Here is a 25,319-nt window from a genome sequence, read left to right as displayed (position 1 = left end):
CAGGAAGAAGTGGTTAATCGCACTGGACTGTAAATCCAGCGAGCTATGCTCCATGGTGGTTCGAACCCGCTCCTTCCCATTTTTCATGTACCGGAACCTCCCTTTCCTTGCCCGCACGGATGGGGGGGAAAAGCATCTTCAGAGAGGCATGTTCACTATAAAAGCCACCTGGCCCGAAATACACCGGAAGCAGACGCTTATTCTGGCTGTTCCACCCCTGAATACTCTCTGTATCACTGTTATCGCCTCTTTTCTTTTCTGTCGTGTCATAACCATATTATACAGAACAAATTTGAAAAAACCGTGAATTCGATGTGAAGATGCGATGAAGATGAGAGTTCGCATCACCGCCACCCTTCGTAGAGATCGCGCCACCTGCCGCCGTCAATCTCGGCATCGCGGGAGTTGATGGCTCCCATGTCAACATAGCGGGCGAGGCAGTCCACCTCAGACTGAATGGCCTCATCGAGTCTCTGTGCCCTTTCTCCAAGGGTGAGGGGTACCCTCCCCTCGCTCGAAGCTTCCCAGGGCTCATCAGAGGGGGGCCGGGCCATCGTCTTGAACAACTCTGAGGGAATACGGAGCCACCACAGAAAATCATCCATCTTTTCCTTGAACTGAGCGCCTTTTACTTCCTTCACCGCGGCGCTCCCCCCAAGCAGCTCTATTGTGCCGAGCGCCCTGAACTCCCGGGCCATGTCAAGGGGAGTCTCACCCTTCAGGTTCTTGGCATCCCGCTCAGCACCGTTTCGCAGAAGCAACTGAAGAAGAGGGCGGCTGTTCAACCTGGCCGCCTTATGGAGCGGGCTGTCTCTTCAATGGAACGGGCATTCACCAAGGCTCCCCTGGAGATGAGAAGCTCCACGAGTTCCATATTGTGATTCATCACGGCCTTGAAAAGGGGCGTCCACTGATTAAGGCCCTTGCCATTCACCTCGGCCCCTCCGGAGAGGAGCGCGAGAATCATGACGGCATTCCCGGCTTCAACCGCCTCGATGAGAGGCGTTTCCTTTTCAGATGAGCAGATATTGGGATCGGCGCGGTATTCCAGGAGAAGCTCAACAAGCTTCATATCATGGAGCTTTACCGCATGAAGCAGGGCGGTCCTCCCTTCACTGTCAGCGATGTCGGCGTCGGCTCCTCTCTCCTCTTGAAAAGTTCTATTTTTTACAGATACCTCATTGTTTTTGAAGTCTCTTCGATGGACAGGAAGGGTGATTCCCCTGGATTTCCGTCCCCGGGACCTTGATGAGTATGACCTTGCATTGAAGTCTTGACATTACTGTCACAATCTGGTATATTATAATCAACACAAAAATATGTTATCATTTTATAGTGATAACATATGCTAAGGGGGAGAGCCCGATGATAAGTGCACTGAGCAGCAACGAAGCGTATGTCACTCAACAGGTGCCGGTTGCCGTAGATACCGCCGGGCGCCAGACCGCAGACAGCAAAGAGAGCTGCGCCTTCCCGGGAAATGAAACCCCCTCGGTGCAGAAAGGCGAAATCACAGGCAACGGCGTAAGGGACCTTGCTTCCTTCTACAACAGGACCCTTCAGCACATCGATTCCCTCAGGAATCCCGGCGGCCTCCCCCTCCTCGAGAGGGACATAATGCCCAGGGTGGCCCCCGAAGAAAAGGCCGCCACACCGGCAGCCGGGGCCGATGAGAAAGCCCTGGAAGCAGGTGATGCCCCTTCCGAGGAAGGCCGCATAGGAATTGATGCCAGCGCCCTCCTCAGCGGGAAGAAAGAAGCCAGGCCGGGAATGCTGAAAAGAGTCTTCGAGAGCGCCGACGATTCGCTCAGAAGGGTGAAAAGCGCCAACTATGAAAGAGAAGTTGGATCGTACAAGCTCAAGGTTGACTATATGGATTACCGGGTCCGCGTGAAGCCGAAGGTGAAACCCGAGTTCGAAGATGGAAAGCTCGGTGGAAAGGCGTCCCTCGGCCTCGAGACAAAAGTCGATCTGCTCAGGACAGAGCTCTCCAGAACAGAGCAGAGGGGCGATTGGACGGTAAGCCAGGGAGTGCGCGGGGGCTTCCGGGCTCACGAGGTGGATACCCTTTCAGGGGAGCGTCAGGCGAAGGATGGCGAGACTTCATGGACTACCGAGAGAGAGAGGACACTCTCGGCCGATGTGCTCGCCTTCCGCCGCTGGGACAAGGATCTCGGCAGCGGAAGGCACCTGCGCCTTGACGCCGCAGCCGGGGCAACTCATGATTTCGCCGAGAACAACACGGCCCTCACGGCCACGTTCCGCCAGGAACTCTCGGGAAAGGATGCGAAGGCCTGGGGAATGAGCTATGACTGGTCAGTCGAGGCCAAGGAGCAGGTGGGCTACGCGACGGCCTCGGGAGAGTTCGGCGCCTCTTACGAGGTGTATGCGGGAGTCTCCAAGAAGTTCCCCATCAGGATGTTCGGTCATACCGTCAATGCGTCGCTCAAGGCGGGCCCCCAGATAGAGGGCGACCAGGACGAGGCCTTCAAGTTCAAGCCCGTCGTGAAACTGGGCGTGAAGTTTTAGAGGGCTTCCTCTTGACGAGGCTCTTTGACGGAACAGGCCCCCGGGGACCGGGGGCTTCGGTTTTTAATGGAGGCAGAGCTATCTGGCCAAGAGTAAAATACACTGCAGCCTCTGCTTTCCTCAAGAGCCTGTCGCAGGAGCTGGGCTGCGCTCATCAGAAAAGTATGGGAAGCGGATCCCCCTGAATGCCGTCAGTAATGCTCTGTGAGTATAATAAAGAGAATCCTGAACATCTGGGCCTTTGGGAATTGTCTCAAAATGAGCGCCTGAGCCCGAGAACCACATCGATAAAATACTCGTCACGCTTTCAATGATTTTCTGAAGGTAAGGCAGGTGTGCATTCTATCCATAAATAGCCCTGATAAAGAGATCACCATATGGTTACATTAGTGAGCTATAATCCGGAGCATACCGTATGACATCATAGAGACAGGGAGGCTGCGACAATGTATGCGGGAGTGGAGACAGGCGGCAGGCATCACTCAGAAAGGATGACGAGGGATTGGAACAGGTTTTTTACGCTGTCCCATTCAACTTTTATTTCCCTCCCATGGGGATCGTAAAGGTGAACCATCTTTTTACCATCCTCCATGGAGGTGCCAATGACCGCATGGGCGTGGCAGTCATTAAGGCCGGCATTCAGAAAGAGCCTGCCGTCTTCCGGTTCCCCTGTCGATCTTCTCGTTCCCAGAACCATGGGGGACCTGTTTTCAATGCCTCTTTTCATCTCTTCAAAAGCATCGACGCCTTCGTCATTCACTTTAATGGTCCTGGTCTCCTTGCCGGTGAGGGAAGTCAGTGCGATGGCAGGGTTATCTCCGTCAATATACTGGTAATTCATGATTTTTGCTTTTGCGAAGGCTTTTTCTATGAGCATGGGCCAGATTTCGTTTTTGCCACCTTCACTGTCGCCGGCACCGGCGTAGAGCGGCCGTCCTTCAGGGCCCTCCCCTCCGGGGAAGAGGGAATCGACTTTCACTTCCAGTCCCTTCCCCATATCATGCTCCAGGCCAGGCAGGGAGACCGTATATGAACCATCTCCGTGGTCGATAATCGCCTTCTCAACGATATCAGGCCTTGCACTGGCCAGTGCGGCAAGGGAGGCAAGGAGCCAGCAGTCACCTAGTTTTCCCTGTTTCACATCATCAGGTGCGATAGCCCCGGTGTCGGAGGTGCCTTGCACAAAAGGTGTCGCATTCCTGATTCTTCGGTATCTGGCCTGATGAGGCTGATCGTTGTCGTCCCGGGCCAGTTCAGGTTGTTCACCGGGTGTGGCGATTTTTCTCTTGAACTCCTCCTGATCGCGCCTGTAGAGTTCCTGGAAACTCTTTTCCATATCGTCAGAATCATGGGATTTTTCAAGCGGTGGCTCAGGGGGCTTTTGTTCCCGGGCAAGTTGCGTGAGATCGGGAAAAACTCCCGGAAAACGGATACGGTCGATGGCTGCCAGCGTGGTAAGGTAAAAAGAATGAAGAAATGACGACCCGCAGTTTGGGAGCTGCCCGGCAGGCGCTGAGTCCGTTGAAGCACGTGGCAATTCCGGCGCCCCCTGCTGGTTCTGCATCTCGCCATGGAAATCGCGAAGGAGTTGAGCGCCCGAACATGACAAAGGAGAGAAAAGATCCATTCCATTTCTCCTGTTGTTGCCAGGTCTCTATCCCGGCAACTGGTGACCATCTGTCATTCCCTGCAATATCATTATATTTTCTGGATTGTCCTTTTGTCAAGAATATTTCCGGAAATCCCTGCATTACTCGCAGTAAAGCCCATGTCAGAGATTCAGATACCATCTATGGAGATAAAGCGTTCTTTTTCTCTCTGTGCCACGCAGTACAGAGCGCATGAAGGGAAAGCGTTATAATGATATCAGAGAAGGCAGATTGAAAGGGAAAAGAAAAAAGTCACGATATGGTCCTCCGAACCTGCACGCACGCGCGTTGCCCCCACCCGGAGGACCTACATGGGAAACAAGAAATAATGCTCAACTGTCCCCTTTTCTGCGGCCGATGAATCCGACCTGGACGTGATGAGCATGACTGAGGAGAATACGCCACAGGTCAGGGAGCGGCACTCAATCTACTTATAGAATCTTAGAATCTGAACCGCAATGTCGTCGGACTGGTCCACGCCATGGGAATAGGTCTCAACCGATGAGAAAATCTTCTGCGCCATCTCTTTCGCAGGAAGGCTCCTGTGCTTTTCCAGGAGCTCAATGAGTCTTTTCGTGGAAAACAATTCACTGTCCTTGTCTAAAGCTTCGGTGACGCCATCAGTATAAAGGCAGATGCACTCATCGGGCTGCAGAATCAATGTGGATTTTTCATACCGGGCATCCTGCTCCAATCCCAGGCAGGTGCAGCGGGCATCATCCAGAAGGCTCAACCCGCCGTCTTTGCGGATAATCACCGGCATGTTATGTCCCCCGTTGGTAAAGGTCATTTCACCGGTTTTTTTATTCAATATGGAGCAGAACACGGTAACAAACATGCATGAGTCATTATCGATGCACAGCTCTTCGTTAGCTTTCCTTAAAATCTCATCGGTACTGAGTTTTTCAAGAGCCAGCGTCCTGATGAGGGTAACCGTTTTGCTCATCAGAAGGGCTGCCGGGATGCCTTTCCCCGCGACATCGCCGATAGTGAACAGGAAGTTATCATCATCGATAAATAAAAAGGTGTAAAAGTCTCCTCCCACCTCTCTGGCAGGCTTGATGAGGGCATACACATCGAAGCCATGGCCGTCGAGCAGGGGGGTGAAATTCTTCGGCATTATGCTCATCTGTATGTCGTGAGCCACTTTCAGCTCATTTTCAATTCTGGCTTTTGCCGCTGTGGTTTCTGCCAGTTCCAGGGCCACGATATTCTTCTTTCTCTCTTCTTCAAGAACTTCAAATATCAGCCGCTTGAAGATATGGGACATCGTGCCGACAAGATAGGCTGCGAAGATCATGAAGATACTTTTGAATATGAACACCATGGGAGTGGCGAAGGAGGACAGTGACGAGGGGGCTGCTGAAAGAGAAGTCACCATCTGGTCTCTCATCAGCAGGTACACAAGAAAATACGCGGCTGCGGAAAGGATGCCGATATAATATGAGAGCTTCGGCTCAAGCACAAAACCGGTGAAAATGATGAGGATGAAGTATGAAAAGGAAAAGGGGCCTGAAAGGTACCTCGGGGCCTCCTCGGGAAAACACCAGTATGACACGACAAAATAAGCAGTGAGCAGCAGAAGCATCGGGAAGAATATCACATATACCGTCTTCTTTTGAAATCCCCATTTTCTGGCTATCATGAATATCATCAACGCATGGCCTCCTGCAAGCAGGACAAAGATACCGGGGAGCCAGAGGTTCATTGAAGGGTAAAGAAAATTCAAAAGAAAAATTATCATGACACTGGAGAAGGCCAGGATGGATGAATAAAGCCCGGCCTTTTCCATGGAAGAGTTTATTTCTTTGATAAAGCGTCTTTCTACGGTTTGCTTATCAAGCATGGAAGAAATTGACAACCTCCAAAAGCGCTGAGAGTCAAGGAAACTTCTCCTTATCGCACAATTATCCTTTCGGCGTATCAGGGGAAAAAGAAAATGCCCGGCACACAACGTGCTGCATAATAGAGCCTGATAATGTATTGACTTTTAAGAGCGGCTGCGGCTGTGGCAGACGAGTGCGGCGAGAAATGAGACAAAGGTCAGAAAGCCTGCAAAGACGATGAGGGCATAGCCGCCGTTCATCATATCCATATCGGTGGCTTTTGGTAACTGAGTGAGTGCAAGAGACAGGCAGCCGATGAAGAACCATATTCCTGCTCCGGTGCGCGGCGGAGATTTTGCCAGGGGCGCCTGCCCTTGATGGGCCGCTGCCTGAGGAGCCGCTGCCTGCGGCACTGTTGCCTGCGTGACCGCCGCTTCAGCAGAAGCCCTCTCCTCGAATGAGGTGCCGCATTCTGCACAGAAAGCCGCGCCTTTCCTGCGTTTTTCGCCGCAGCCGGGGCAGAAATTGACAGGTTCTGTCATGGGCCCTCCTCCCTCTGTACCTCGCAGATGAGGTGAGGCTACTTCGCGAGGTCAGGGGAAAATCCTTTGAGAGGGGAGCGGATTTGGATAATAAAGGAGATGGGAGCCGTCCTTAGAGAAGAAAGAGCTATGAGAAAAAGATTTTCCCTGTTTTTGATCTTGTTTTTTGCTGCGTTTCTCACCTGCAGGGTCTATTCCGAGACTTTTGAAAACAGGCCGGGAGGCATGAGTGTGGAGTATTCCATCACGGGCCTCTCGCTCTCCGCGCCGCAGGACAGGGAAATCCCCGACAGGGAAGGCTCCGGCAACGTATATATCCGCGATTACGAGATTAAATACAAGACAAAGGGGGAGAGGGTCACTTTCTCAGGACGGGTCAGTGATGCCAATGCTTCTTCCGAATTAGCGGAATATCTTGAAGTGTATCTCGCTTGCATCAATAAGGACAGTCCCTGGGGCCCCACCTCTGATCTGCCTGGATTGGAGCAGAAAGGACTGGCAAAGTCATATTTCATTGCTGCCCCGTCTCAAGCCGGATCATTTTCCCTCGCCCTTGATGTGCCTTCCGGGTATAAGGTGTGTTTCATGCTTTACCTCTTCAGATCTCCCAACGACTATGACACGACAAATTACCAGAAATCTCTTTATGATCTCACTCCGCTGAGTGATCACCGCTCTTCATACGGTTACGACGTCCTGGCCATCTATGGCATATCGACTGATGCTCCTGAATGGACGACGGTCGTGGAGCCGCCTGTTCCCGCTGCGACTGCTCCCTTTCCCATGACGGCACATCCTCCCTACACCAGACCACCGCCCGATGATTCCGGAACTGCCGGCGGCTTTGCGCTTACCGTCGCTTTAGTTGCCGCGACTCTCGCGATTATTGCAGCAGCAGTGAAATCAGGGAAAAAAGCGAAACCTGGCGACGTGCTCCGCTATATTCTGAAGCTCAGCACCCAGAAAATCGATTTTTCCGCCGGGCACCCCGCGCCCTTCGACGCCTCTGCCTGGAAAGTGGCAGCAGGCAGCACTGCTCCGCTTCCTGCGCCTGGTGCAGCCATAACCATCACTCTGCCCGCCGGCTGCAAGGGGATACAGGTTACCCCGCTCACCGGGACGGGAACGATACAGTGCTTTGTCTCCATGGTCGGCGCATTCACCGACCCGGTCACCCTCACCATAGAAGCGCGGGAGGGAGCGAGCACGGCAAAGGCTGAGATAGAGGTGCTGCCGCCGGTCCTGGAGATAGCCGCCATGTTTGAGCCCGAACAAATGCCGTCAAGACAGATAGACGCAGTAATGATCAACAAGAATGAGTTCATAGCGAATGGCGAGGATAAAGCAAGAGCCATACTCTACGTGCGCGTCAGGGGTGATGCCCGTCCGCCGAGAGAGCAGGTGATCAAGGAGGCGGAGTTTGTCGATATCAGCCTGGATGGACGCGGGATCGGCCCCCATCTGCTTGAGGCGACCACATCCATCGGGTTCATCCGTTACCTGGTTGAAGAAGATGCAGATGACAAGGCATTCAATGCCGACAGGAAGAATAAGGGATGCCGCAGAGTGAGCATAAGGGCAAGGGAGCCAATGCTTTATACGGAGGTGAATGCAGGCCACATACTGAACATTCATGCGCTGGCGAGAGTCCGCCCCGCCGAGGGTGAGGGCGGCCAGGGAAGGCTTGTGGTGTGCAATAACATAGAAGTCCATCCGCTCTTTCATTATCTGAAACTGTGGATATACCCGGGCCGCCGGCCCGGCACCTCGGAGGCATCAGCGTTCGTTGCGCTCTCTTCTTCGATGAGGCAGGCACTCAGGGGAGTCCATGTCCGTCTCAGGGTGGAGAGCCAGGGGAGTGGACAACTGGCGAGAGAAGGGCCGGAGGAATACCTTACCGACGAAAGGGGGCTTACACAGGTCTGGACGCTCCGCTACTCAGGGATGAACTGGCAGAATGTCAATGATGCCCGATTCAGGGTGATCTGCGGGATTTCCAGGCCTTTATCCGCAGACCGGTATAATAGTGAGGCTTCTGTCAGTGAGGCACTTGATCTCACCATAGATGTCGGCGCCAATGCAAGGGCGCTGGTTGCCGATATCTATGACCGCCGGGCTCAAATCAACCTTGATAATCCGGCTTTTGAAGGGATGGTGCCGCTTCTTCCTCCCATGCTGAGAGGGCCTTTCGTGAACATTGTTCATTCTTTCAATAATTCGCTGTTTAACGATTATATCTGTTCTGATTATGCAACAAGGCTGCGTAACTTCATGGCCACGAGGCGCTTCGGCCCTGATACTGCTGGAGGAGCAGGATGGAGGCAGCTTGATGTAGACGCCTGCTTTTCAATGAACGGCATAGAATTCCAGGAATATTCAGTGATATTTTTGATTATCATGACTCATCATTTTACCGGTCTGTACCTTTCAGGTACTTCGGCGACGGGGGAGCCGCGATTCATAGATCCCTGGTGGAGCCAGCACTGGTCGTCACCGGCTTACAGGAATATTGACGGCCTTGACACTATGGCAAGCGAGGTCGCCTATGTCTCGGTAGTCCATGTGTCATTGGCATTGTTGACCAATGCGGTTTATGCCGTGGCTCTTGCAAAAGGTTGGATGACAGCCATGGATTGCTTGAGGTGGATTACTTTACTTGGCGCAAACGCGAATGCGATAGGAGAAACTACTGCTGCAAGCCTGTTGATAGGGGTTTATAGAGAAGCCCGTGTGCTGAATGACGCGGGAGATTATGATCGCCATCACATCCATTGGAGCGGGGAGGGAGTGAGATACCTTGTTGAAAATAACACCGCTGTCCCAACCGTGGGCAATCCTGTCGCATGGTGAACAACAATAAGAAGGAGCGGCCATGGTGGGTAATGCTTCTGAGCCTGAGCCAATGAATCCCTGGAGAGAGATCGCCCTGTCAGCTGCCGACGGCGAACCGCTCTCTGCATTATATTCTGCCCTGGGAAGCATTTCGGGATCGTCAGGCTGGATCGAAAACACTGTTCTTTTCAAAGCCCTTGCCGTGCCGTCATTGCTCATCAATGGAAAAGCGGGCACAGAACCGGGCGGCTCGTGGAAAGCCTTTTCTATGAGCTTTCCTTCTGGCTCACTGGTGAAGCTTGTGGATACCTCAGGTCATGAAATGGTTTTTTACCGCGATGCTGAAGGAAATTTTTACAGCGGCTCATTGACCCAGGGTGGAGAGGTGGAAAAAGCATTCCTGATTTATCCTGAAGAGAGCGCCGAAAATCCGTCACTTCTCATTACGAACAGGGCCTGGTCCCAGAGTGCCGGCCTTAAGGATGCGCCTGCGGGCTTTCCCTGGACTGCCGCTCCCCTCCATTGGCTGCCTGAAGGATCTAAGGCAGAGCCTATTGAAACAGGTCCCTCTTCACCTCCGCCGCCTCCGTCTCCATCCCGGCCTGCCTGCGCGAAGTGCGGCGCACGCCTCAAGGAAGGCCACAAATTCTGCGTAACCTGCGGTACAAAATACGAGGCACATGCGCCTCCGCCGCCCCCTCCTGCGGCGCCATCCCGTCCTGCCTGCGCGAAGTGCGGCGCCCGCCTCAAGCAAGGCCACAAATTCTGTGTAACCTGCGGTACAAAATACGAGGCACCCGCGCATCCGGCGCCCCCTCCTGCGGCTCCGGCTCCACCCGTCTGCGCGAAGTGCGGCGCCCGCCTCAAGGAAGGCGATAAATTCTGTGTCGGGTGCGGTGCAAAATGTCAGCAACTACCGCATGGCCAGGCGACTTGAATGCGTAATGATTTCATCAGGAGAGCAGAATGGCTCCGAATCCGATCACATTTCCAGGTAGCTCACCATTATTTTGGAAACCTTGTCTCCCGATAATTCGAACGTAATGACCAGATAGTTGTTGTTGTCAAGAAACGCATAGGAGGTCTTGCCCTCGTAGGAGCTGACTCTCGGTGTGCCATAAGCCCTGGTGACCTCCGCCGCGGTGCTGCCTACATGAATTCCTTTTCCTGTCTTGTATGCAGAATTGGTCGTGCTTATGTCAGTCGCTTTCATTGAAGGTTTTTCTCTCATGGGAGTCATCGCCACCAGAAACCCTTCTTTGGGAAAGACCAGAACGGAGGTGCCGCCTTCATATCCCTTGCGCGACGAAGGCTTCCCGAGGATCGCGATGACAGCTTTCTCCTCAAGGCCGATTGAGATTGGACCGATTCTTTTTCCTTCCACGATAAGATAATCATTGGATGTCTCCTCGACCTGAAATTTTACCGCAAGATCCTTTTCAATCTTACCTGCATAGGCCTCGGCCTCTGCCCTGTCCTTGAAATATGGGAAATCTGGATTTTTTTATAGCCGCGCTTGTTCGGCAGTGCTGTTGCAGAGGCTTTTATACCATTAGCTTTCAGATAATCCATGACAGGGCCAGCGATAGCTTCTGAGAAACTGGCAGTCACCAGAAAACCTCTCGATTCTGCCGATCCGGGTGCTCTCTGGGCGTACAGGCCCTCCCCGGCGGGCTGGCGTGCAACCTGGCCGGCCTTTTCAGCTGAAGCCGGCGGGATGAAAAGGGTAAACAGGACTATTACAGCGGCAACGAATGCGCTTTTCATTGTGGTATGTCTCCTTTTTCTTTGCTTGATGAGAATTGAGATTCCGGCTCGCTAGCTTTTTTTGATCTCGTAGGGATTGATGATCTTGCTGAGCACTCTGGCTGCCGTGTCGGAAAATATTCCTACCATGCCGGAAAGATTGGCTGGCCTGATCCTGTGGTTCTTTATCGCATCTACCATCTTCACTCCAATCCCGAAGGCTTCCTGGAGCTGTTTTTCAGAAAGCTTTCTTATGAAATAGATCCTTGCCCACTCATCTTTTTCCAGTTCCCTGTCAAGCACGACCCCTGCATACATATCGGCTACGCATTCGCCGTTAAAGCAGATCGCGCCCTGCTCCTTCAGCCAGGGAGTCCCCGTGTCGCAGAATTTTCTCAGCTTTGTCGGCATGCAGCCGGCGCTCACTATGGTTGCCACAGCGCGGGTTTTTTCAGTGAGCCTGGGAGCCGGGATACCACGAAGCCCCAGGATCTCACCGGTGGGACGGCAGAGCCTCCAGGCGATGCGCTCCATGAAAGTCGTCATGAGGCCGGTGACAAATCCGTTGTGAACCGGTGAAGAGAGTATGATCCCGTCGGCATCCCGTATCTTCTCAAGAACCTTCCCCACGCCATCATCGATGCTGCAGGGCGCAATGTCAGATTCTATGTCACTGTAGCATTTCAGGCAGTTTGTGCAGTACCTGATCTCAAGCTCCGAGAGCATTACCAGCTCCGTTTCAGCGCCTGCGGAATGTGCCCCTTCGAGCGCTTTCCTGGTGAGGTTCATTGTAGCGCCATTCGGGCGATGGCTTCCATTGATACCAAGTATTTTCATGGCTCTTTCCTCCTGGAGAATCTCGGACATCTGCAATGAGAGAGGTTACATTGTCTATGGCCGAAATCCTTCAAAAAGAGGCTTCCACCGCTGAGAGGGAGAAACAGGTCATAAGGTGAGGAATCTATGGGCACAGTGAGAAACAGGCTTATTGCCGCGGCAGTCTTATTTCTGATGATTGCCGGCTTTCCGCCGGGGGCAGAAGCTTTTGAGAGCGGGAATCCCCCGGCGATCAACCTGAGTCATCTTGAAAGTCTCAGCACCATTGTTGCTTTAAAGGATGGGACGCGGCGCCGCGTATGGGTAATTTATTCAAAACCGGGCAGGAATCCCTCGGAGCCTTATGAGCATGTCACCGATCCAGATGAGGGAGTGAGCTGTGTTGACGATGTGGCCCGCGCTGCCATAGTGTACCTCAGGCATTATAAGCAGAAAGGCGATAGCCTCTCGCTTTCGCGGGCCAGGGAAGCCCTTGAGTTCGTGATGTCCATGCAGACTCCCGGGGGGCTCTTTATCAACTTCATCTTTCCTGACGGCACCATCAACAGGGAAGGCCCCACCAGCAGGGCATCCCTTGACTTCTGGACCATCAGGGGCTTCTGGGCCCTTGCCGAGGGGTACTGGCATTTCCGCTCCATTGACGCATCTTATGCCGCGAAGCTCAGGAGGCACTGCCTCAGGACCGTTGAATATCTTAAAGGGGAGAGGAGCCCCCTTGCCCGTTACGGCACTTTTGAAAACGACGGACCCTGGAAGCACCCGCGCTGGCTTATCGGTGAAGGGACCGATCAGACTTCGCTTGCCCTTTACAGTCTCTCTTTTCTTTATGAGGCCGACGGTGATCCGGTGATAAAAAGCCTCATGGAGAAGCTTGCAGAAGGGATACTCGCTGCCCAGGGCAACGATCCCTCGTCACCGCTTTACTGCTCCTTTCCCTCATGGCTTCCTTCTCCCACGGTGTGGCATGCGTGGGGCTCGCGGCAGATGATGGCTCTTGCCCGCTCGGGGCGACTGGCGGGGCACCCGGAGTGGATTGCCGCTGCAGAGCGTGAAGCCAATAATCTTGTGATTCATCTTCTCGCCTCGGAGGGCATTATCTTCGGCCTGGGGCCGGCTCCCCTTCCTTCTCCCTCGCAGCCCTATGGCTGCGAGGTCCTCACGGGAGGCCTCGTGGAGCTCCACCATGCGACAGGAAAGCCGCATTATGCAGTGATGGCAGGGCTCATGGCCTCGTGGCTCATGGGAAACAACAGCGCACGATCTGCTGTCTATGATGCTTCGACGGGAAGGGTCTATGACGGGGTGGACGGGCCGAAGCTCAACAGGAACTCCGGAGCCGAGGCCACCGTATCAGGGCTCCTTGCGCTCATGGCCATCGGGGAATGCAGGGAAGCGGCGAAATACCTGGCATACAGGGAGAAGAGAAAATCGTCGTTCGCCCTGTGGGAGGCGGAAGGGGGGAGGGGAACGGAAGGGACGGTGAGAGTGCGGGAATCCTCATCGATAGACAGGGGGATTCCCTCGAAAAATGCCGTGATGAGAATCGAGGGAAGGGGGACCCTTGTGATTCCTTTCACCACTGCAGATGAAACCCTGGTTATTCCCTCTCTGGTAATGAGCTCAACCGATGATGCCGGGGTATGGTGCTCGATTGACGGCAATGCTGCGGTGCACCTGAAGCCCCCGCTTTCCGGATGCCTCGCCTGGGTGCCGATGAAGCCGGCAGCCTTCGCGGCGGGAAGCCATGAGCTCACCGTGAGGCGCATCTCTCAAAGCTCTGAGTCATATTGCAATATTGATGCCCTTGTGCTCCAGCCTCTTGTAGAAAAGCGCACATTTGTCAGCGATCAAGGGAAGCCTCTGGTGGTGCTCAAGAGTTTCAGCGGAGAGCCTGTTACTTACGGGAAGCTCACCATACCTCCATACGGGTTCTCAATCCTGGAAGAAGAAGATGGTTTCACGGCTAACTGGTAAGCTTTGAGGCCAGGGGCATTGCTCCAGGCCTGTTTTCACCAGTGCGGCTTGAAGCTTCTCTCCGTGGCTCTTGCCAGCTTCGGGACAGGCCTTGCCGCTCCGAATGCGTTCCTCGCCTGCTTCGGGGCAGGCCTTGCTGCCGCTCCGACTGCGTTCCTTGCCTGCTCTGAATGGTACCGATGCGTGGCGACCTCTATCTTCATCCGTATCAGCCTCTCAATCTCATGAAGAAAAGAGCGCTCGTCTGCCGCGCAGAAGGAATACGCGTTCCCCTCTGCTCCCGCCCTGGCGGTGCGGCCGATGCGGTGAACATAGCTCTCGGATTCGACGGGCATATCATAATTGATGACGTGGGAAATGCTCTCGATGTCGAGGCCACGCGCCGCAATATCCGTCGCCACCAGAACCCTTGATATGCCGGACTTGAAATTCTGCAGGGTCCTGGTCCGCTGGGTCTGCGACTTGTTGCCGTGGATGGCGTCTGCCTGGATATTATTCTTGTTGAGCATCAGCGCGACCTTGTTCGCACGATGCTTTGTGCGGGTGAAGATCAGGGCGCATGTCATATGATGCTGCTTAATAAGCTCCACCAGCAGATGCTCTTTATTTGCCTGATCCACGAAGAACACGGACTGCTTCACAAGCTCCACTGTCGTTGCCTGGGGAGCCGCCTCGGCATGCACCGGGTCTTTCAGCATTGTATCTGCCAGCTCACCTACCTGGGGTGACATGGTAGCCGAGAAAAAAAGTGAATGGCGTTTCCCCGGCAGGGCGGAAACGATCCTGCGCACATCGTTGATAAAGCCCATGTCAAGCATTCTGTCGGCCTCATCAATGACAAAATACTCCACGGCCTTCAAATGCACGTATCCCTGGTTCATAAGATCGAGAAGCCGGCCGGGGGTGGCGACGAGAATGTCTATGCCCCGTGAGAGCTCCCTTACCTGGGGACCCTGGTTGAGGCCGCCGAATATCACCACATGCCTGAATCGAAGGAACTGGCCGTAAGTGGCAAAGCTTTCCCCGATCTGCGCCGCAAGCTCCCTGGTGGGCGCCAGCACAAGCACCCGCGGATATCCTGGAGCTGGAGCCTTGGTCTCTTCAGACATTCTCTGCAATATGGGCAGTACGAACGCAGCGGTCTTTCCGGTGCCCGTCTGGGCGATGCCCATAAGGTCCCGGCCTTTCAGCAGGTGCGGTATGGCCTTGGCCTGTATGGGCGTGGGCTCGGTGTAGCCTTCCCTGGTCAGTGCCCGCCGGAGCGGGGCGATAATACTTAAACGTTCAAATGGCATTTTTACCTCTTTTTGTAGTGTCAAGCTACTAATCCTGATATGTACGTGAGGAGGAACCCGGCAGTGAGAACGAAATCAGGAGAGAAGTTCAATCGGGGTTTTGCTCTTGAGTATAAGTTCTCTGACAATGTTTCATCTCTAGTACGTTTCTCATCATACACCCTATTGAGGGTTGTGTCAAGGAAAGAGGGAGAGAGCCCTGCATAGGGAATACCCATCAGGAGGAGGTATGGAAAAGATGATACATATTCCAGATTCAGCAGTGGAATCATTGGGAAGCGGAGCAGCGAGGCTCGGTCATATCGGCTCAGTGGCTGATGTCATTGCGGCGCGAATACCCGAAGCGCTTCTCAGCAGAAAATTCAGAGCCGCTGATTACCACTACGGATTTGAGCTGGCCTCGCCAAGGGACATATATTCACTCGGTGAAGCTCTGATGGTGAACGGGATCTGTTATGCGAACTCAACGGACAGCTCTTCACCTGATTATAACCGTACAATAAGCGGTCCTGAATTCGTGACCGGAGGCATGTTTCTTGTTCCCCACGCAGTGGAGCCCAGCCACAGGGTGAATTATCAGGCGGGTGATTCTCCGCTTGCCCTTATGGACTTTTTTGACGCGTTGTACGGGAGGCTCAGGCATCCCGCCGTGTTTGTCGGCGTGGCGGAATTTGCCGAGGTGCATGGAACGGTCATCGGGAAGCCTCCCATAGACGGGAAAGCCATTTTTGAGCATAAAGAGGACTATTACCCTTTCCCGGAGATAAGATCCAATGAGGTGCCGGCATTTATCATCGGCGCATTCACCGATTATCGAGAAGCGCGCTTCGGTGAGATCAATGCGCAGCTCGAAGTGGTCCTGTATAAAAACCCCTTTGACGCAGACACTGCATTGAGCAGCCATACCCATGCACTGACCCTGAAGAGGAGGGTGGAAAAAATCGAAGAGACAGGACCTGAGAAGGCCGACAGGGTGCTCCACCTGTTCACCGGGGGGACCGCCATCCGCTCGGTCAGGGCCGATATTTATACGGTGAGCGGACTGGACGACTACGAGAATAAATAAGCATCTGCCGCACACTGACCACAGGGAGGTGGCCCATGGGTGAAATGAAAACAGCGTCTCAGCTGGTTGTAGAGTGCCTTGTCAGGCATGGGGTGAAATATATTTTCGGCATTCCGGGAGCGAAGATTGATCTCCTTTTTGATTCCCTTCTGGACTCTCCCATTAAAGTAATCGTCTGCCGTCATGAGCAGAACGCGGCCTTCATGGCTTCTGCCTACGGCCGGATCACCGGTGAGCCCGGCGTGGTGGTGGTGACGTCAGGGCCCGGAGTCTCCAACCTGGCAACGGGGCTGTTGACGGCGACCACTGAAGGCGATCCTGTCATTGCACTGGGAGGAAGCGTGCCCAGGAGCACAAAACTCAGGGAGACGCACCAGAATGTGGACAATCTCAGATTGATGCAGGCCGTCACCAAGCTGGGGATGGAGGTGATCATGGCGGAGAACGTCCCCGAGATTGTCGAGAACGCATTCCGCATCGCGAACAAACCCCGCTCCGGGGCCGTTTTCATAAGCCTTCCGCAGGATGTGCTGCAGGAGAAGACCGATATGGCGCCCCATGAGCCGATTCCCTCCCTGGAGCTGGGCAAGGCTCCCGATTCCCTTCTGGAGCGTGCCGCCCGGATGATCAATGACGCGAAGAAGCCCCTGCTTTTCCTGGGGCTCGAGGCAAGCAGGCTGAAAAATGCCCTCGCAATAAGGAAGCTGCTGGGACAGGCCCCCCTTGCCACCATAGGCACCTATCAGGCGGCCGGCGCCCTTTCCCGTGAGCGTGAAGACTGCTTCATCGGGCGCGTGGGCCTGTTCAGGAACCAGCCCGGCGATGCGCTCCTCGACGCGGCAGACGTGGTGATAACTGTCGGCTATGATCCCATCGAGTACGATCCCGAGGTATGGAACGCCGCCAGAGCGAAAAAGATCATCCATATTGATTACTACGGGGCGAGCATTCACACCGCCTATCTGCCGCAGATTGAGCTGGCCGGCGACATCGCCGGGAATCTTTCCGCGCTGGCCCCGCTGCTTGTGAGGCGCAAAAGTCTTCATGATATCCCCTTCATAAACGATCTGCAGCGGAAGCTCGATGAAAAGTTTGAATCGGGCGCTCACCGCAGCGGCACCTTGGTGCACCCCCTGCGCTTTATCCATGATCTGAGAAAGACCCTCGATGACGAGGTCACGGTAATAAGCGACATAGGCTCGCACTATATCTGGATTGCACGATATTTCCGGTCCTATGCGCCGCGCCACCTGCTCTTCAGCAACGGGCAGCAGACCCTGGGTGTGGGGCTGCCATGGGCCATGGGGACATGCCTTGCCCGCCCGGGGAAAAAGGTGATCTCCATCTCCGGTGACGGAGGCTTCCTCTTTTCAGCCATGGAGCTGGAGACAGCGGTGCGGGAAAAAATGAGCTTCGTGCACTTCGTATGGTGCGACGGCTCCTACGATATGGTGATGGAGCAGCAGATGATGAAGTATGGCCGTGAGAGCGCCGTGCGGTTCGGTCACGTGGACATCGTGAAATTCGCCGAAAGCTTTGGCGCCCATGGATTCCGCATCAATCACAGTGACGAATTCAAGGATGTCCTGACCAGGGCCCTCGAGATGACCGGCCCGGTCATTGTGGAGGTGCCCATCGATTATTCCGATAACCCCGAGCTTTTCAAAGCGACCGATCAGAACATCGGGCATTAGGGCTTGTCAGAGAACCGGCCACGCAGGCGCCAATCCAGGGAATACACTGCACCCTCGAGGCAACTTCAGGCACGACGGCACCATGGTAAATTCTGCGCGGTTTTCAACGGGAGCCGGCATGCCGGGAGAAATCCTCAACGGCTTCGCTGAGCTGTGAATATATGGGGAACACCTTCATGAGCCCCGCTATTTCAAAGACTTCCTTGACGCTCTCGCTGAGCTCGCAGAGGGCGAAGTGCCCCTTCTCCTTGAGATGTTTTGCGGCCAGCAGGAGCGACCGGATTCCCGAGCTGCTTATATAATCGATGCCCTTGCAGTTTATTATCAGGTTCCTGTCTTTCTCTATCACCACGGCAAGCTCTTTGTTGAGGGCCTCAGAGCTGATGGCATCAAGTTTCCCTGTAATGTCGAGGACCAGGATTTCCCCCGTTCTGCTCTCTTTGATTTCCATAACATATCGCTCCGTAAAAAAAATAGGGACAGCCCCCTCCCGGACCTCGGCAATCACCTCGGGGCTTATAGGCGGTAATTCACAACGGCTTCAGCGGAATGCCCGACAGGTTCTCGTAATTTCTCTTTATCATGCCGCCTGCTTCAGTCATCCCGAGTTTTTGATAAAACGGCCTGACATTCTTGTCGCATATTATGTCAATCATGTATAAATGCTTGAGTTTCTCAAGCATGAGCTTGACGAGCCTGGAGCCGATGCCCTTTCTCTGATAGTGGGGCAGCACTTCAAGCAGCGGCACGTAAGCGCACAGGATGCCGTCCGAAATTGCGGTGATAAAGCCGACGATATTCCCTGTTTTGTTGTCAACGGCAGATACGACGAAATCACTGTGCCTCAGAATCTCAAGGTGGTTTTCAGGAGAAGGCCTGGTGGGCCAGCCATGAAAAAAACCCTGAAGCCTGTCAGCAGTCACGCCTTTGAGAGAATCGCTGTATACTATCATTTTCTCGATTTCGTAGAGGTGGCTTTCATGGAGTTTTACACACTTCCCCTCTAAATCCTTCTTCCCGATCACTCCCAATCTTCCACATGGTAACATCCCGGCAATGATATGGCAACATTCTGGCAAAGGCAGGAGGGGATAATAAATGAGTGAGGCAAAGGGCAGGTGCTCATCCCCCGGGACAACTGCCTCCAGGCCCCTGGAACCGGAGTGCCTTCCCATGAATGAAAAGCAACCCCCAGGAAAAGGAGTAATCTGATGAGCAAAGCAACGACATCCTTCTGTACGGTCCTTGCAGCAATTCTGCTGGCCGCCTTCCGGCTTGCCTCTTATCCCTGCACTGCCGCAGAATCCCCGTCATCTTCTCAAGCCACGCCGTCCCCGTCATCTTCCCGGGCCACACCATCCGCGTCACAGTCCCAGCCATACTCGTCTCCCTCCCCTCCGGCCCCCCTCTCGGGCCGTGAGACTTCGAAGATTGTGGCGGAGATCTATAACCGCCTTGGCCCCCGCCTCGGCTCTTATTTCGTCGAGGCCAACATAGTCCTCACTCTCGCGGGGGCGCGAGGCTTCACCGAGTTCTTCGTGGCCTATCCCCGTCCCGGCGACGACAAGGTTCTCCAGTCCCTCAACACCATGCTCGCTCCCCGGGGACTGAGGATCGGGAAAGGCATTCCTCTTCCCGGTTGCAGCTGCATGATGGTGGGCATCGAGAGCCTGCACGGCTTCGAGCGCATTTCGCGCCTCACAGGCTTCAGCGTTTACACCCCCTTTGAGGCCTCATCGGGATGGGAGGCTTTAAAAAGCTGGAACGCCCAGGTCTTTAAAAGGGCGCAAGAGCAGGGGCTCAAGATTGACGATATACAAGACATTTCAAGCGGAATCCGCTACGGATACCCCGACATCGCCATCAAGGATTTCCTGGAGTGGAGAGCCTCGTCACGGAAGATCCCGATGGTCGACTCAGATATTCCCTTCGTGAAGCGCTACCAGTGCGCCGAGCCCAACTTCTCTCTCAAGCCCGAGCACCGGGACGATCCTGACGTCAAGGCGACAGTGAGCCTTTTCGGCACCATCCTGAAAGACTTCTACGGGAGCCCCTGGCATCGTGAGCGCGAGAGCGATCCCATTTTCCTGGCCGCAAGGAAAGCAAATGACGATGCCCATGAGCAGATGCTTGAAGAGCGTGCAAAAAATGCAGCCATCAAGAATATTCCAGCGGCGAGTGAGCGCACCGGAGCAAAATCTGCCCGTTTTTACGGCCTCAGGCTCGCCCCGGGCTGCGACCTTTACCAGGAGATCGAAAAATTTGCAAAGGAGCGGAGCATCATCTCGGGCTTCGTGGCCACCTGCTGCGGGAGCCTCACCGCCGCTTCGATCCGGTATGCCGGCATGGAGAAGCCTTCGAAGCTCGAGGGGAGATTCGAGATAGTCTCCCTGGGGGGAACCATATCCTCATCAGGCGGAAGCCACCTTCACATCTCCCTCTCGGACAGCCAGGGAAGAACCGTGGGAGGCCATCTTATGGAAGGCTCCCGGGTTTACACGACAGCGGAGATCATAATCGGATCGCTTGACGGTGTGGAGTTCACCAGGATCATGGACACGAGAAGCGGCTGCCCTGAGCTCCGCTTCCTTGAGAAATAGAGCTGAACGGAAACATCGGAATGACAATTCAGTCGTCCGCAGAGATATGCTCCCGGCAGAGCATTTTCGGAGGCAATTGGGTTGCTTACAGGTGCTTTCTGGAAGTCTTCACGCCCTTGTCATAGACCAGGAAGGGCTCGCTCTCAGAGGATGCTCCGAAGGTGACGGTGAGCTCGAAGGGGGCTCTTCCCCTGATGGTGAGAGTCCTGAGGCCATGGATCAGGTGGAGGTGGCAGGCCTCGCAGAGGGTGATAAGGTTCCAGGGGTCGTCGGTGCCGCCCTGGGAGCGCCTGATGAGGTGGTGAACGTGCAAGTTTCTGCGGCAGCGGCAGCCGGGGGACTGGCAGCGGAACCGGTCTCGCTTGAGGATCCTGTGGTGATGGGCAGCCTTTTGGAAATGCCCTTCAGTGGCGAGATAGTCTGCCAGCAGGGCGGCAAGGAATGTTTCAACGGGGGGGATCGCGGTATCTTCCACCCCGGCAGCCTCTGCCTGTGCGGTGAGATGCAGAAAAGCCCGGGCGGCGGTGCTCCAGATCTCGAAGAGCTCTTCCGGGAGAGAAAACCTGATGGTCATGGTGCCCCTCCCTGAAGGCGACGGACTGCCTCCCTGGATGATATCCACGAGAAATGTCTCCTCGGGATTGGCGCCTGAAGGGATGGTGCAGATATCCCGGGCCTCTTTCAGACTTGCACACAGCGCGGAATTTTTTTCAACTTTTATTGTCGCTTCGGCGGCAAGCATCTCATCAACATCGCTGAAATGCTTCCAGGGCTCGTCAAAGCGCCTGTCGCGGGCTTCCATGAGCTCTTCGTCATCCTCGGAGAGGGGCCACACCGGGGGCTGCGAGGGGCCGCCGTACCACGACCCGGTCCTGATGGCGTCCCTTACCTCGAAGGGAAGCTCATGAGAGCGCTCATCACTGATATAGCGGAAGCCCGGGAGGAGGGTATAGTTCACCGCCGCGAAGCTGTCGTACTCGATGATCCTGGCGATGCGCTCTGCTTCTTCCCGGAGGTCCGCTGTGGGGACAGACGCGGCATATTCTATCCAGGCTTCTTCATTTTTCCCGTTTACCAGGGGAAGGATGAGCCTTGCCTGCTCCCTGGTGATGGTGCCGTTTTTAAAGGCCTTCTCGGTGAGCGAATGGCGGCGGAAGCCATTGGCGACCGTGATGAACTGGCGGGCCTGGGTCCTTGAGAGGCCGCACCGTGTTTGCGCATACTCCTCGATTGATTCAAAGCCAAAGTTGGTGAAAAGCTGCCTGGAGTGCATCGCCCGCAGCAGCATCCCGATAGCGACTTCAAGTCTCTGGCGCATCGAAGCGGCCCTGATGAGCCTCTCCGCGACGGCCCTGACAGAACCGCTGCCGGGCTTCCCGCCCCGCCGGGTCTCCTCAAGCCACGAAGGAAAGAATATATCCCACGGCATCTCCCACGGCGAGATCTCTGCCTCCGGGGCGGTGCTCCCTGTATCTCCAGGAAAAGCCTCTGCCTGTGCCGGGCCCGTGACGGACTCTGTGCCGGGACGAGAATCCTTCCCTGCCTCACGACTCTTGTAAAATACCGGGAGGCTTCCCTTCTCATCAAGGGCTGCAGGACCACAGGCGAATTTTCCAGAGGCCGCCCAGTTGGCGAGGATGGCCTCGACGAAGCCTGCGACAGGACCGTCATAGTGCTCCTTATCACGGAAGAGGGAGAGGGCGAAGTCCCAGGTGAGGGCAAGGGTGGGCGACACGCGGAAATACATCATCACTCCTTCATTTTCGCCGCCGTCTGGTGCCTGGGCGTCCTCTGCCGGAAAAGCCTGAGCCGCGGGATCCTTTCCCGCGCACACCTCCCCCACCTTACGCTCCAGGGCGCTCATTGAAAGATGCGCCGTCTCCTTTATCCACGACGCCTCGCTCTCGGGGGTGATGACCCTCGAAAGGTGCCTCAGGGCGCTCTTGGCCACCTTGCCCTGAAGGTAAGCCTCCCTGGTGAGGGGAAGACTCTCGAGAAGCATATAATTGTGCATCAGCTCCGACGCAGTGCGCCCTGACATCGAGAGGTGCTCCGCAGCAAAGGTTGCTATGGAGCGGTAGCCTAAATGATCAACTCCTTTCATCTTGAGATTCACAAGAAGGCCGCCAAGGACCAGGTCAAGGGCGAGGCGGCCGCGGATGGCCTTGCAGAGGGTGAAGTCTATCAGGGAGGCCCGCTCATCCCTGTCGATGAGGGCAGGTCCCAGGGTGAGATTATCCGTGAGCTTCTCGGCCTCGGGGAGAAGGCCATCCCTGCTTATCTTCACAAGGCGCTCCGCCCTGTCGCGGGCCTCGGCGGGGAGCTCATAAGGCTCGGGAAGCAGAAGAAGATCCTCGCAGTCCTTCGAAGAAATAGAATTACCGAGGTGAAGAAGCTCCTCTTCATCAGGAAGAAAAATTGAGTGAGTGGTGGAGAGCTCAAATGTATCCATATATTCATTGTAACATATCAGGTGAAAAAAAGCAAAGAGAGCATCCCTCAAAAAGCCAGTAATGAAGAGGTTTTGAGGCTGTTACCAGAGAGCCTCTGGCGGGCTGAAAAGGGACAAAAAGGTCAAAAATGACCCTGAAGGCTCTTAAGTCATCACCACTGGCATGTTTTGCCCTGCTGCGGCCATCCGGAACGAGCAGTAAGCCCGACAGCGTTTTCTCGGCTGAAAAAAAAATATTTCTGCCCGGCCCATATCTGGTGGCCCTTCTTGCTTGCATGCATCCCCGCGGGAGGTCAATCAGGGCTCTGAAGGATCTTTGTTCCTTGGTGAGAAAATATGGCAGACTATGTTCTGGCAGGATCTTTTTTTGACAGGATCTTCACCAGGGTCGAAATGGTGGAGGCGCTTGCCTCTCTCTTCGGGGCGGGCCCTGGGGAAATACTTGTCACGAAATCCATCGCCGATTATGAGGGAGGGCTTCCCGCCGGAGTCAGGGTGCTCTGTGAGACCTGCCTGTCAGAGGCATCCTGTCTGCTCCGGGCGGGAAAGAGGAGGATTTTATGCAAGGTGCCGATTTTGTGCTGAATTGCCTTGTCAGCGAGGGAATTGATCATCTGTTCATGGTGCCGGGAGGGCTGGTAGATCCCTTCCTGGGCGCTCTTGGCCGGCAGGCGGCGCTCAGGCCGATTGTGGCCGCCCAGGAAGGCGGCGCTACCTACATGGCAGATGGTTATGCGCGCGCCAGCGGTAAATTCGGAGCCGCTCTCTGCATCGGAGGCCCCGGCGCGGCAAATACCGTCACTGCCGTAACCACGGCACAGACAGATGGATCTCCGCTTTTATTGATCAGTGGGGAAGCCGCCACAGAAATTGAAGGCCTTGGCATGTTCCAGGATGCGAGCAGCCAGACACTCGATGACGTCGCCATTTTGAAGCCGGTCACCCGTTACTCGAGCTCTGTCGATAATCCCAGAAACCTGCCGCACCTGATGCGCCACGCAATAATCCATATGCGCACCGAGCCCGCAGGGCCTGTGCATCTCTCGCTCCCTCAGGACAGCCAGACGGCCGATGTCACGGCAGCCTATCAGCCGCTGAACAGGGAGCTTGAACATGCCGGTGTGCTGTCATTGGATGCCGCGGAAGAGACACTCAGCCATTTCAAGGGAAAAGGGGATGGACCAGTGAGAATTGCCATTCTTGCCGGTGCCGGGGTGGAGCACTCCGGAAGCTCCCCGGCTCTGATAAAGTTTGCCGAAAAATGGTCTGTTCCCGTTGCCACCACCCTTCGTGCCAAGGGGGTCTTTCCCGAGGATCACCCCTTGTCTCTCGGGGTATTCGGCTATGCAGGAACGCACCATTCCAGGATGGCTCTTCTTGATACTCCACCCGATCTGCTTATAGTGCTCGGATCGGGTCTCAATGAGCGTGACTCCATGAAATGGTCACTGAAGCTGTCCCCTGAAAGATCAATCTGCGTCAATCTCAGCACCTTTGCCATGGGTACCCATCTGACGGGAAGCACTGTTTTAGGCGATGTCGGAACATACCTTCACTGGCTGGAAAGCCGGACCGGTCAGATCGGCGAATCGCTTGAGCTGTCGCGGGGAAAAAGAGAAACATGGCTTGCCGGCATCAAGGCGCAGCCACGCTTCCAGGATCCCGAAAACTGTGAAAGCGGTTCAGTTCCAATTCACCCGGCCCGCGCCATCAGCGAGTTGAGAAAAGCGCTCCCCCGTGACGGGATTGTCCTCATCGACTCCGGCGCCCATCGTGCTTTTGCGGGGCACTACTGGCGCTCCTATCAGCCGCTGACCTATATTTCCGCAACCAACCTGGGGCCCATGGGCTGGGCAATCCCCGCCGCTGTCGGTGTTCAGTGCGCACAGCCAGGCAGGAAGGTTGCCGTCATTACAGGAGACGGCTGCATGCATATGCATGGTATTGAGATAGCGACAGCAGCCCGTTATCAACTGCCGATAGTCTATCTGGTGATCAACAACGCCGCGCTGGGCAATGTCTGGCTGCGGGTTCATCAGAAAGGACCCGTTCCCGATGAGCTCACCACCCTGCCAGACATTGACTGGGCTGGATTCTCAAGAAGCCTGGGCGCTCAGGGCATCACAGTTTCCCTCCCCGATGAGCTTCCGGCGGCTTTTGAAAGGGCCATGCAGAGCAAGGGACCGACCGTTATCGATGTGAAAGCGGACAAGCGCTGTGAGACGCCGGTAAAAGACTGGTCTGCGGCTTCTGCGGCCTGGTCCTATCACGAATAGC

General features: G+C 55.0%; 21 protein-coding genes and 1 tRNA gene. 10 read left to right on the top strand and 12 right to left on the bottom strand.

What is annotated here, in order from left to right; genetic code table 11:
• The first annotated feature begins 2 nt into the window (after window positions 1–2).
• Window positions 3–78: transfer RNA gene (locus RDV48_20395), tRNA-OTHER, on the top strand.
• Between the two features lie 266 nt (window positions 79–344).
• Here the strand turns inward: RDV48_20395 and RDV48_20390 are convergent.
• Window positions 345–785, bottom strand: coding sequence for a hypothetical protein (locus RDV48_20390; protein ID MDQ7825173.1), 441 nt, complete (start codon window positions 783–785; stop codon window positions 345–347).
• Window positions 782–1,219, bottom strand: coding sequence for an ankyrin repeat domain-containing protein (locus RDV48_20385; protein MDQ7825172.1), 438 nt, complete (start codon window positions 1,217–1,219; stop codon window positions 782–784). Before RDV48_20385 ends, RDV48_20390 begins: the two co-directional genes overlap by 4 nt.
• 146 nt (window positions 1,220–1,365) lie before the next feature.
• Between RDV48_20385 and RDV48_20380 the strand changes: the two genes are divergently transcribed.
• Window positions 1,366–2,529, top strand: a complete 1,164-nt coding sequence (locus RDV48_20380) for a hypothetical protein (protein ID MDQ7825171.1) — start codon at window positions 1,366–1,368, stop codon at window positions 2,527–2,529.
• 478 nt (window positions 2,530–3,007) lie between these two features.
• On the opposite strand, the gene RDV48_20375 is transcribed toward RDV48_20380, so the two are convergent.
• The 3 genes from RDV48_20375 to RDV48_20365 form a co-directional block, all read right to left on the bottom strand.
• Window positions 3,008–4,156 carry a C2 family cysteine protease gene (locus RDV48_20375; protein ID MDQ7825170.1) on the bottom strand — a complete coding sequence of 383 codons (1,149 nt, stop codon included), beginning with the start codon at window positions 4,154–4,156 and terminating at the stop codon, window positions 3,008–3,010.
• Window positions 4,157–4,605: 449 nt separating this feature from the next.
• On the bottom strand, window positions 4,606–6,024 hold the full coding sequence (locus RDV48_20370; GenBank protein MDQ7825169.1) for a PP2C family protein-serine/threonine phosphatase: 1,419 nt from the start codon (window positions 6,022–6,024) through the stop codon (window positions 4,606–4,608).
• A 144-nt stretch (window positions 6,025–6,168) separates the two neighbouring features.
• A complete protein-coding gene (locus RDV48_20365) occupies window positions 6,169–6,546 on the bottom strand; it encodes a hypothetical protein (GenBank protein MDQ7825168.1) in 378 nt (125 codons plus the stop codon).
• A gap of 129 nt (window positions 6,547–6,675) precedes the next feature.
• Between RDV48_20365 and RDV48_20360 the strand changes: the two genes are divergently transcribed.
• Together RDV48_20360 and RDV48_20355 are read left to right on the top strand one after the other, a co-directional pair.
• Window positions 6,676–9,396 carry a hypothetical protein gene (locus RDV48_20360; GenBank protein ID MDQ7825167.1) on the top strand — a complete coding sequence of 907 codons (2,721 nt, stop codon included), beginning with the start codon at window positions 6,676–6,678 and terminating at the stop codon, window positions 9,394–9,396.
• 22 nt (window positions 9,397–9,418) lie between these two features.
• A complete protein-coding gene (locus RDV48_20355) occupies window positions 9,419–10,315 on the top strand; it encodes a zinc ribbon domain-containing protein (protein MDQ7825166.1) in 897 nt (298 codons plus the stop codon).
• A 45-nt stretch (window positions 10,316–10,360) separates the two neighbouring features.
• On the opposite strand, the gene RDV48_20350 is transcribed toward RDV48_20355, so the two are convergent.
• Genes RDV48_20350 through RDV48_20340 form a run of 3 tightly spaced genes read right to left on the bottom strand, consistent with a single transcriptional unit; the run spans window position 10,361 to window position 11,961 of the window.
• Window positions 10,361–10,762: a hypothetical protein gene (locus tag RDV48_20350; protein ID MDQ7825165.1), complete on the bottom strand. Its 402-nt coding sequence runs from the start codon at window positions 10,760–10,762 to the stop codon at window positions 10,361–10,363.
• A gap of 38 nt (window positions 10,763–10,800) precedes the next feature.
• Window positions 10,801–11,145: a hypothetical protein gene (locus RDV48_20345; protein MDQ7825164.1), complete on the bottom strand. Its 345-nt coding sequence runs from the start codon at window positions 11,143–11,145 to the stop codon at window positions 10,801–10,803.
• Between the two features lie 51 nt (window positions 11,146–11,196).
• Complete coding sequence (locus RDV48_20340; GenBank protein ID MDQ7825163.1) at window positions 11,197–11,961, bottom strand: flavodoxin family protein; 765 nt, start codon at window positions 11,959–11,961, stop codon at window positions 11,197–11,199.
• Between the two features lie 126 nt (window positions 11,962–12,087).
• Here RDV48_20340 and RDV48_20335 point away from each other — a divergent pair, with 126 nt between their 5' ends.
• Complete coding sequence (locus RDV48_20335) at window positions 12,088–13,935, top strand: hypothetical protein (GenBank protein MDQ7825162.1); 1,848 nt, start codon at window positions 12,088–12,090, stop codon at window positions 13,933–13,935.
• Window positions 13,936–13,970: 35 nt separating this feature from the next.
• On the opposite strand, the gene RDV48_20330 is transcribed toward RDV48_20335, so the two are convergent.
• Window positions 13,971–15,230 carry a DEAD/DEAH box helicase gene (locus RDV48_20330; GenBank protein MDQ7825161.1) on the bottom strand — a complete coding sequence of 420 codons (1,260 nt, stop codon included), beginning with the start codon at window positions 15,228–15,230 and terminating at the stop codon, window positions 13,971–13,973.
• 229 nt (window positions 15,231–15,459) lie between these two features.
• On the opposite strand from RDV48_20330, the gene RDV48_20325 reads away from it, so the two are divergent.
• Together RDV48_20325 and alsS are read left to right on the top strand one after the other, a co-directional pair.
• Window positions 15,460–16,296, top strand: coding sequence for a hypothetical protein (locus RDV48_20325; protein MDQ7825160.1), 837 nt, complete (start codon window positions 15,460–15,462; stop codon window positions 16,294–16,296).
• A gap of 35 nt (window positions 16,297–16,331) precedes the next feature.
• Window positions 16,332–17,990 (top strand): acetolactate synthase AlsS, encoded by a 1,659-nt coding sequence (gene alsS, locus RDV48_20320; protein MDQ7825159.1) that lies wholly within the window; start codon window positions 16,332–16,334, stop codon window positions 17,988–17,990.
• 103 nt (window positions 17,991–18,093) lie between these two features.
• Here the strand turns inward: alsS and RDV48_20315 are convergent, their stop codons facing one another.
• Window positions 18,094–18,441, bottom strand: coding sequence for an STAS domain-containing protein (locus RDV48_20315; protein MDQ7825158.1), 348 nt, complete (start codon window positions 18,439–18,441; stop codon window positions 18,094–18,096).
• A gap of 79 nt (window positions 18,442–18,520) precedes the next feature.
• Window positions 18,521–19,015: a GNAT family N-acetyltransferase gene (locus RDV48_20310; protein ID MDQ7825157.1), complete on the bottom strand. Its 495-nt coding sequence runs from the start codon at window positions 19,013–19,015 to the stop codon at window positions 18,521–18,523.
• A 186-nt stretch (window positions 19,016–19,201) separates the two neighbouring features.
• Between RDV48_20310 and RDV48_20305 the strand changes: the two genes are divergently transcribed.
• Window positions 19,202–20,590, top strand: coding sequence for a DNA-binding protein (locus RDV48_20305; GenBank protein ID MDQ7825156.1), 1,389 nt, complete (start codon window positions 19,202–19,204; stop codon window positions 20,588–20,590).
• Between the two features lie 85 nt (window positions 20,591–20,675).
• Here the strand turns inward: RDV48_20305 and RDV48_20300 are convergent, their stop codons facing one another.
• The gene (locus tag RDV48_20300) at window positions 20,676–23,042 is read right to left on the bottom strand and encodes an HNH endonuclease signature motif containing protein (GenBank protein MDQ7825155.1); all 2,367 of its coding nucleotides are present in this window, start codon (window positions 23,040–23,042) and stop codon (window positions 20,676–20,678) included.
• Between the two features lie 336 nt (window positions 23,043–23,378).
• Here RDV48_20300 and RDV48_20295 point away from each other — a divergent pair, with 336 nt between their 5' ends.
• On the top strand, window positions 23,379–23,627 hold the full coding sequence (locus RDV48_20295; GenBank protein MDQ7825154.1) for a hypothetical protein: 249 nt from the start codon (window positions 23,379–23,381) through the stop codon (window positions 23,625–23,627).
• Complete coding sequence (locus RDV48_20290) at window positions 23,603–25,318, top strand: thiamine pyrophosphate-binding protein (protein MDQ7825153.1); 1,716 nt, start codon at window positions 23,603–23,605, stop codon at window positions 25,316–25,318. Before RDV48_20295 ends, RDV48_20290 begins: the two co-directional genes overlap by 25 nt.
• The last annotated feature ends 1 nt before the right edge of the window (window position 25,319 follow it).

Source organism: Candidatus Eremiobacterota bacterium, assembly GCA_031082125.1.
Lineage (GTDB): Bacteria > Vulcanimicrobiota > CADAWZ01 > CADAWZ01 > Ess09-12 > Ess09-12.
This window is presented reverse-complemented; position numbering and strand designations above follow the sequence as displayed.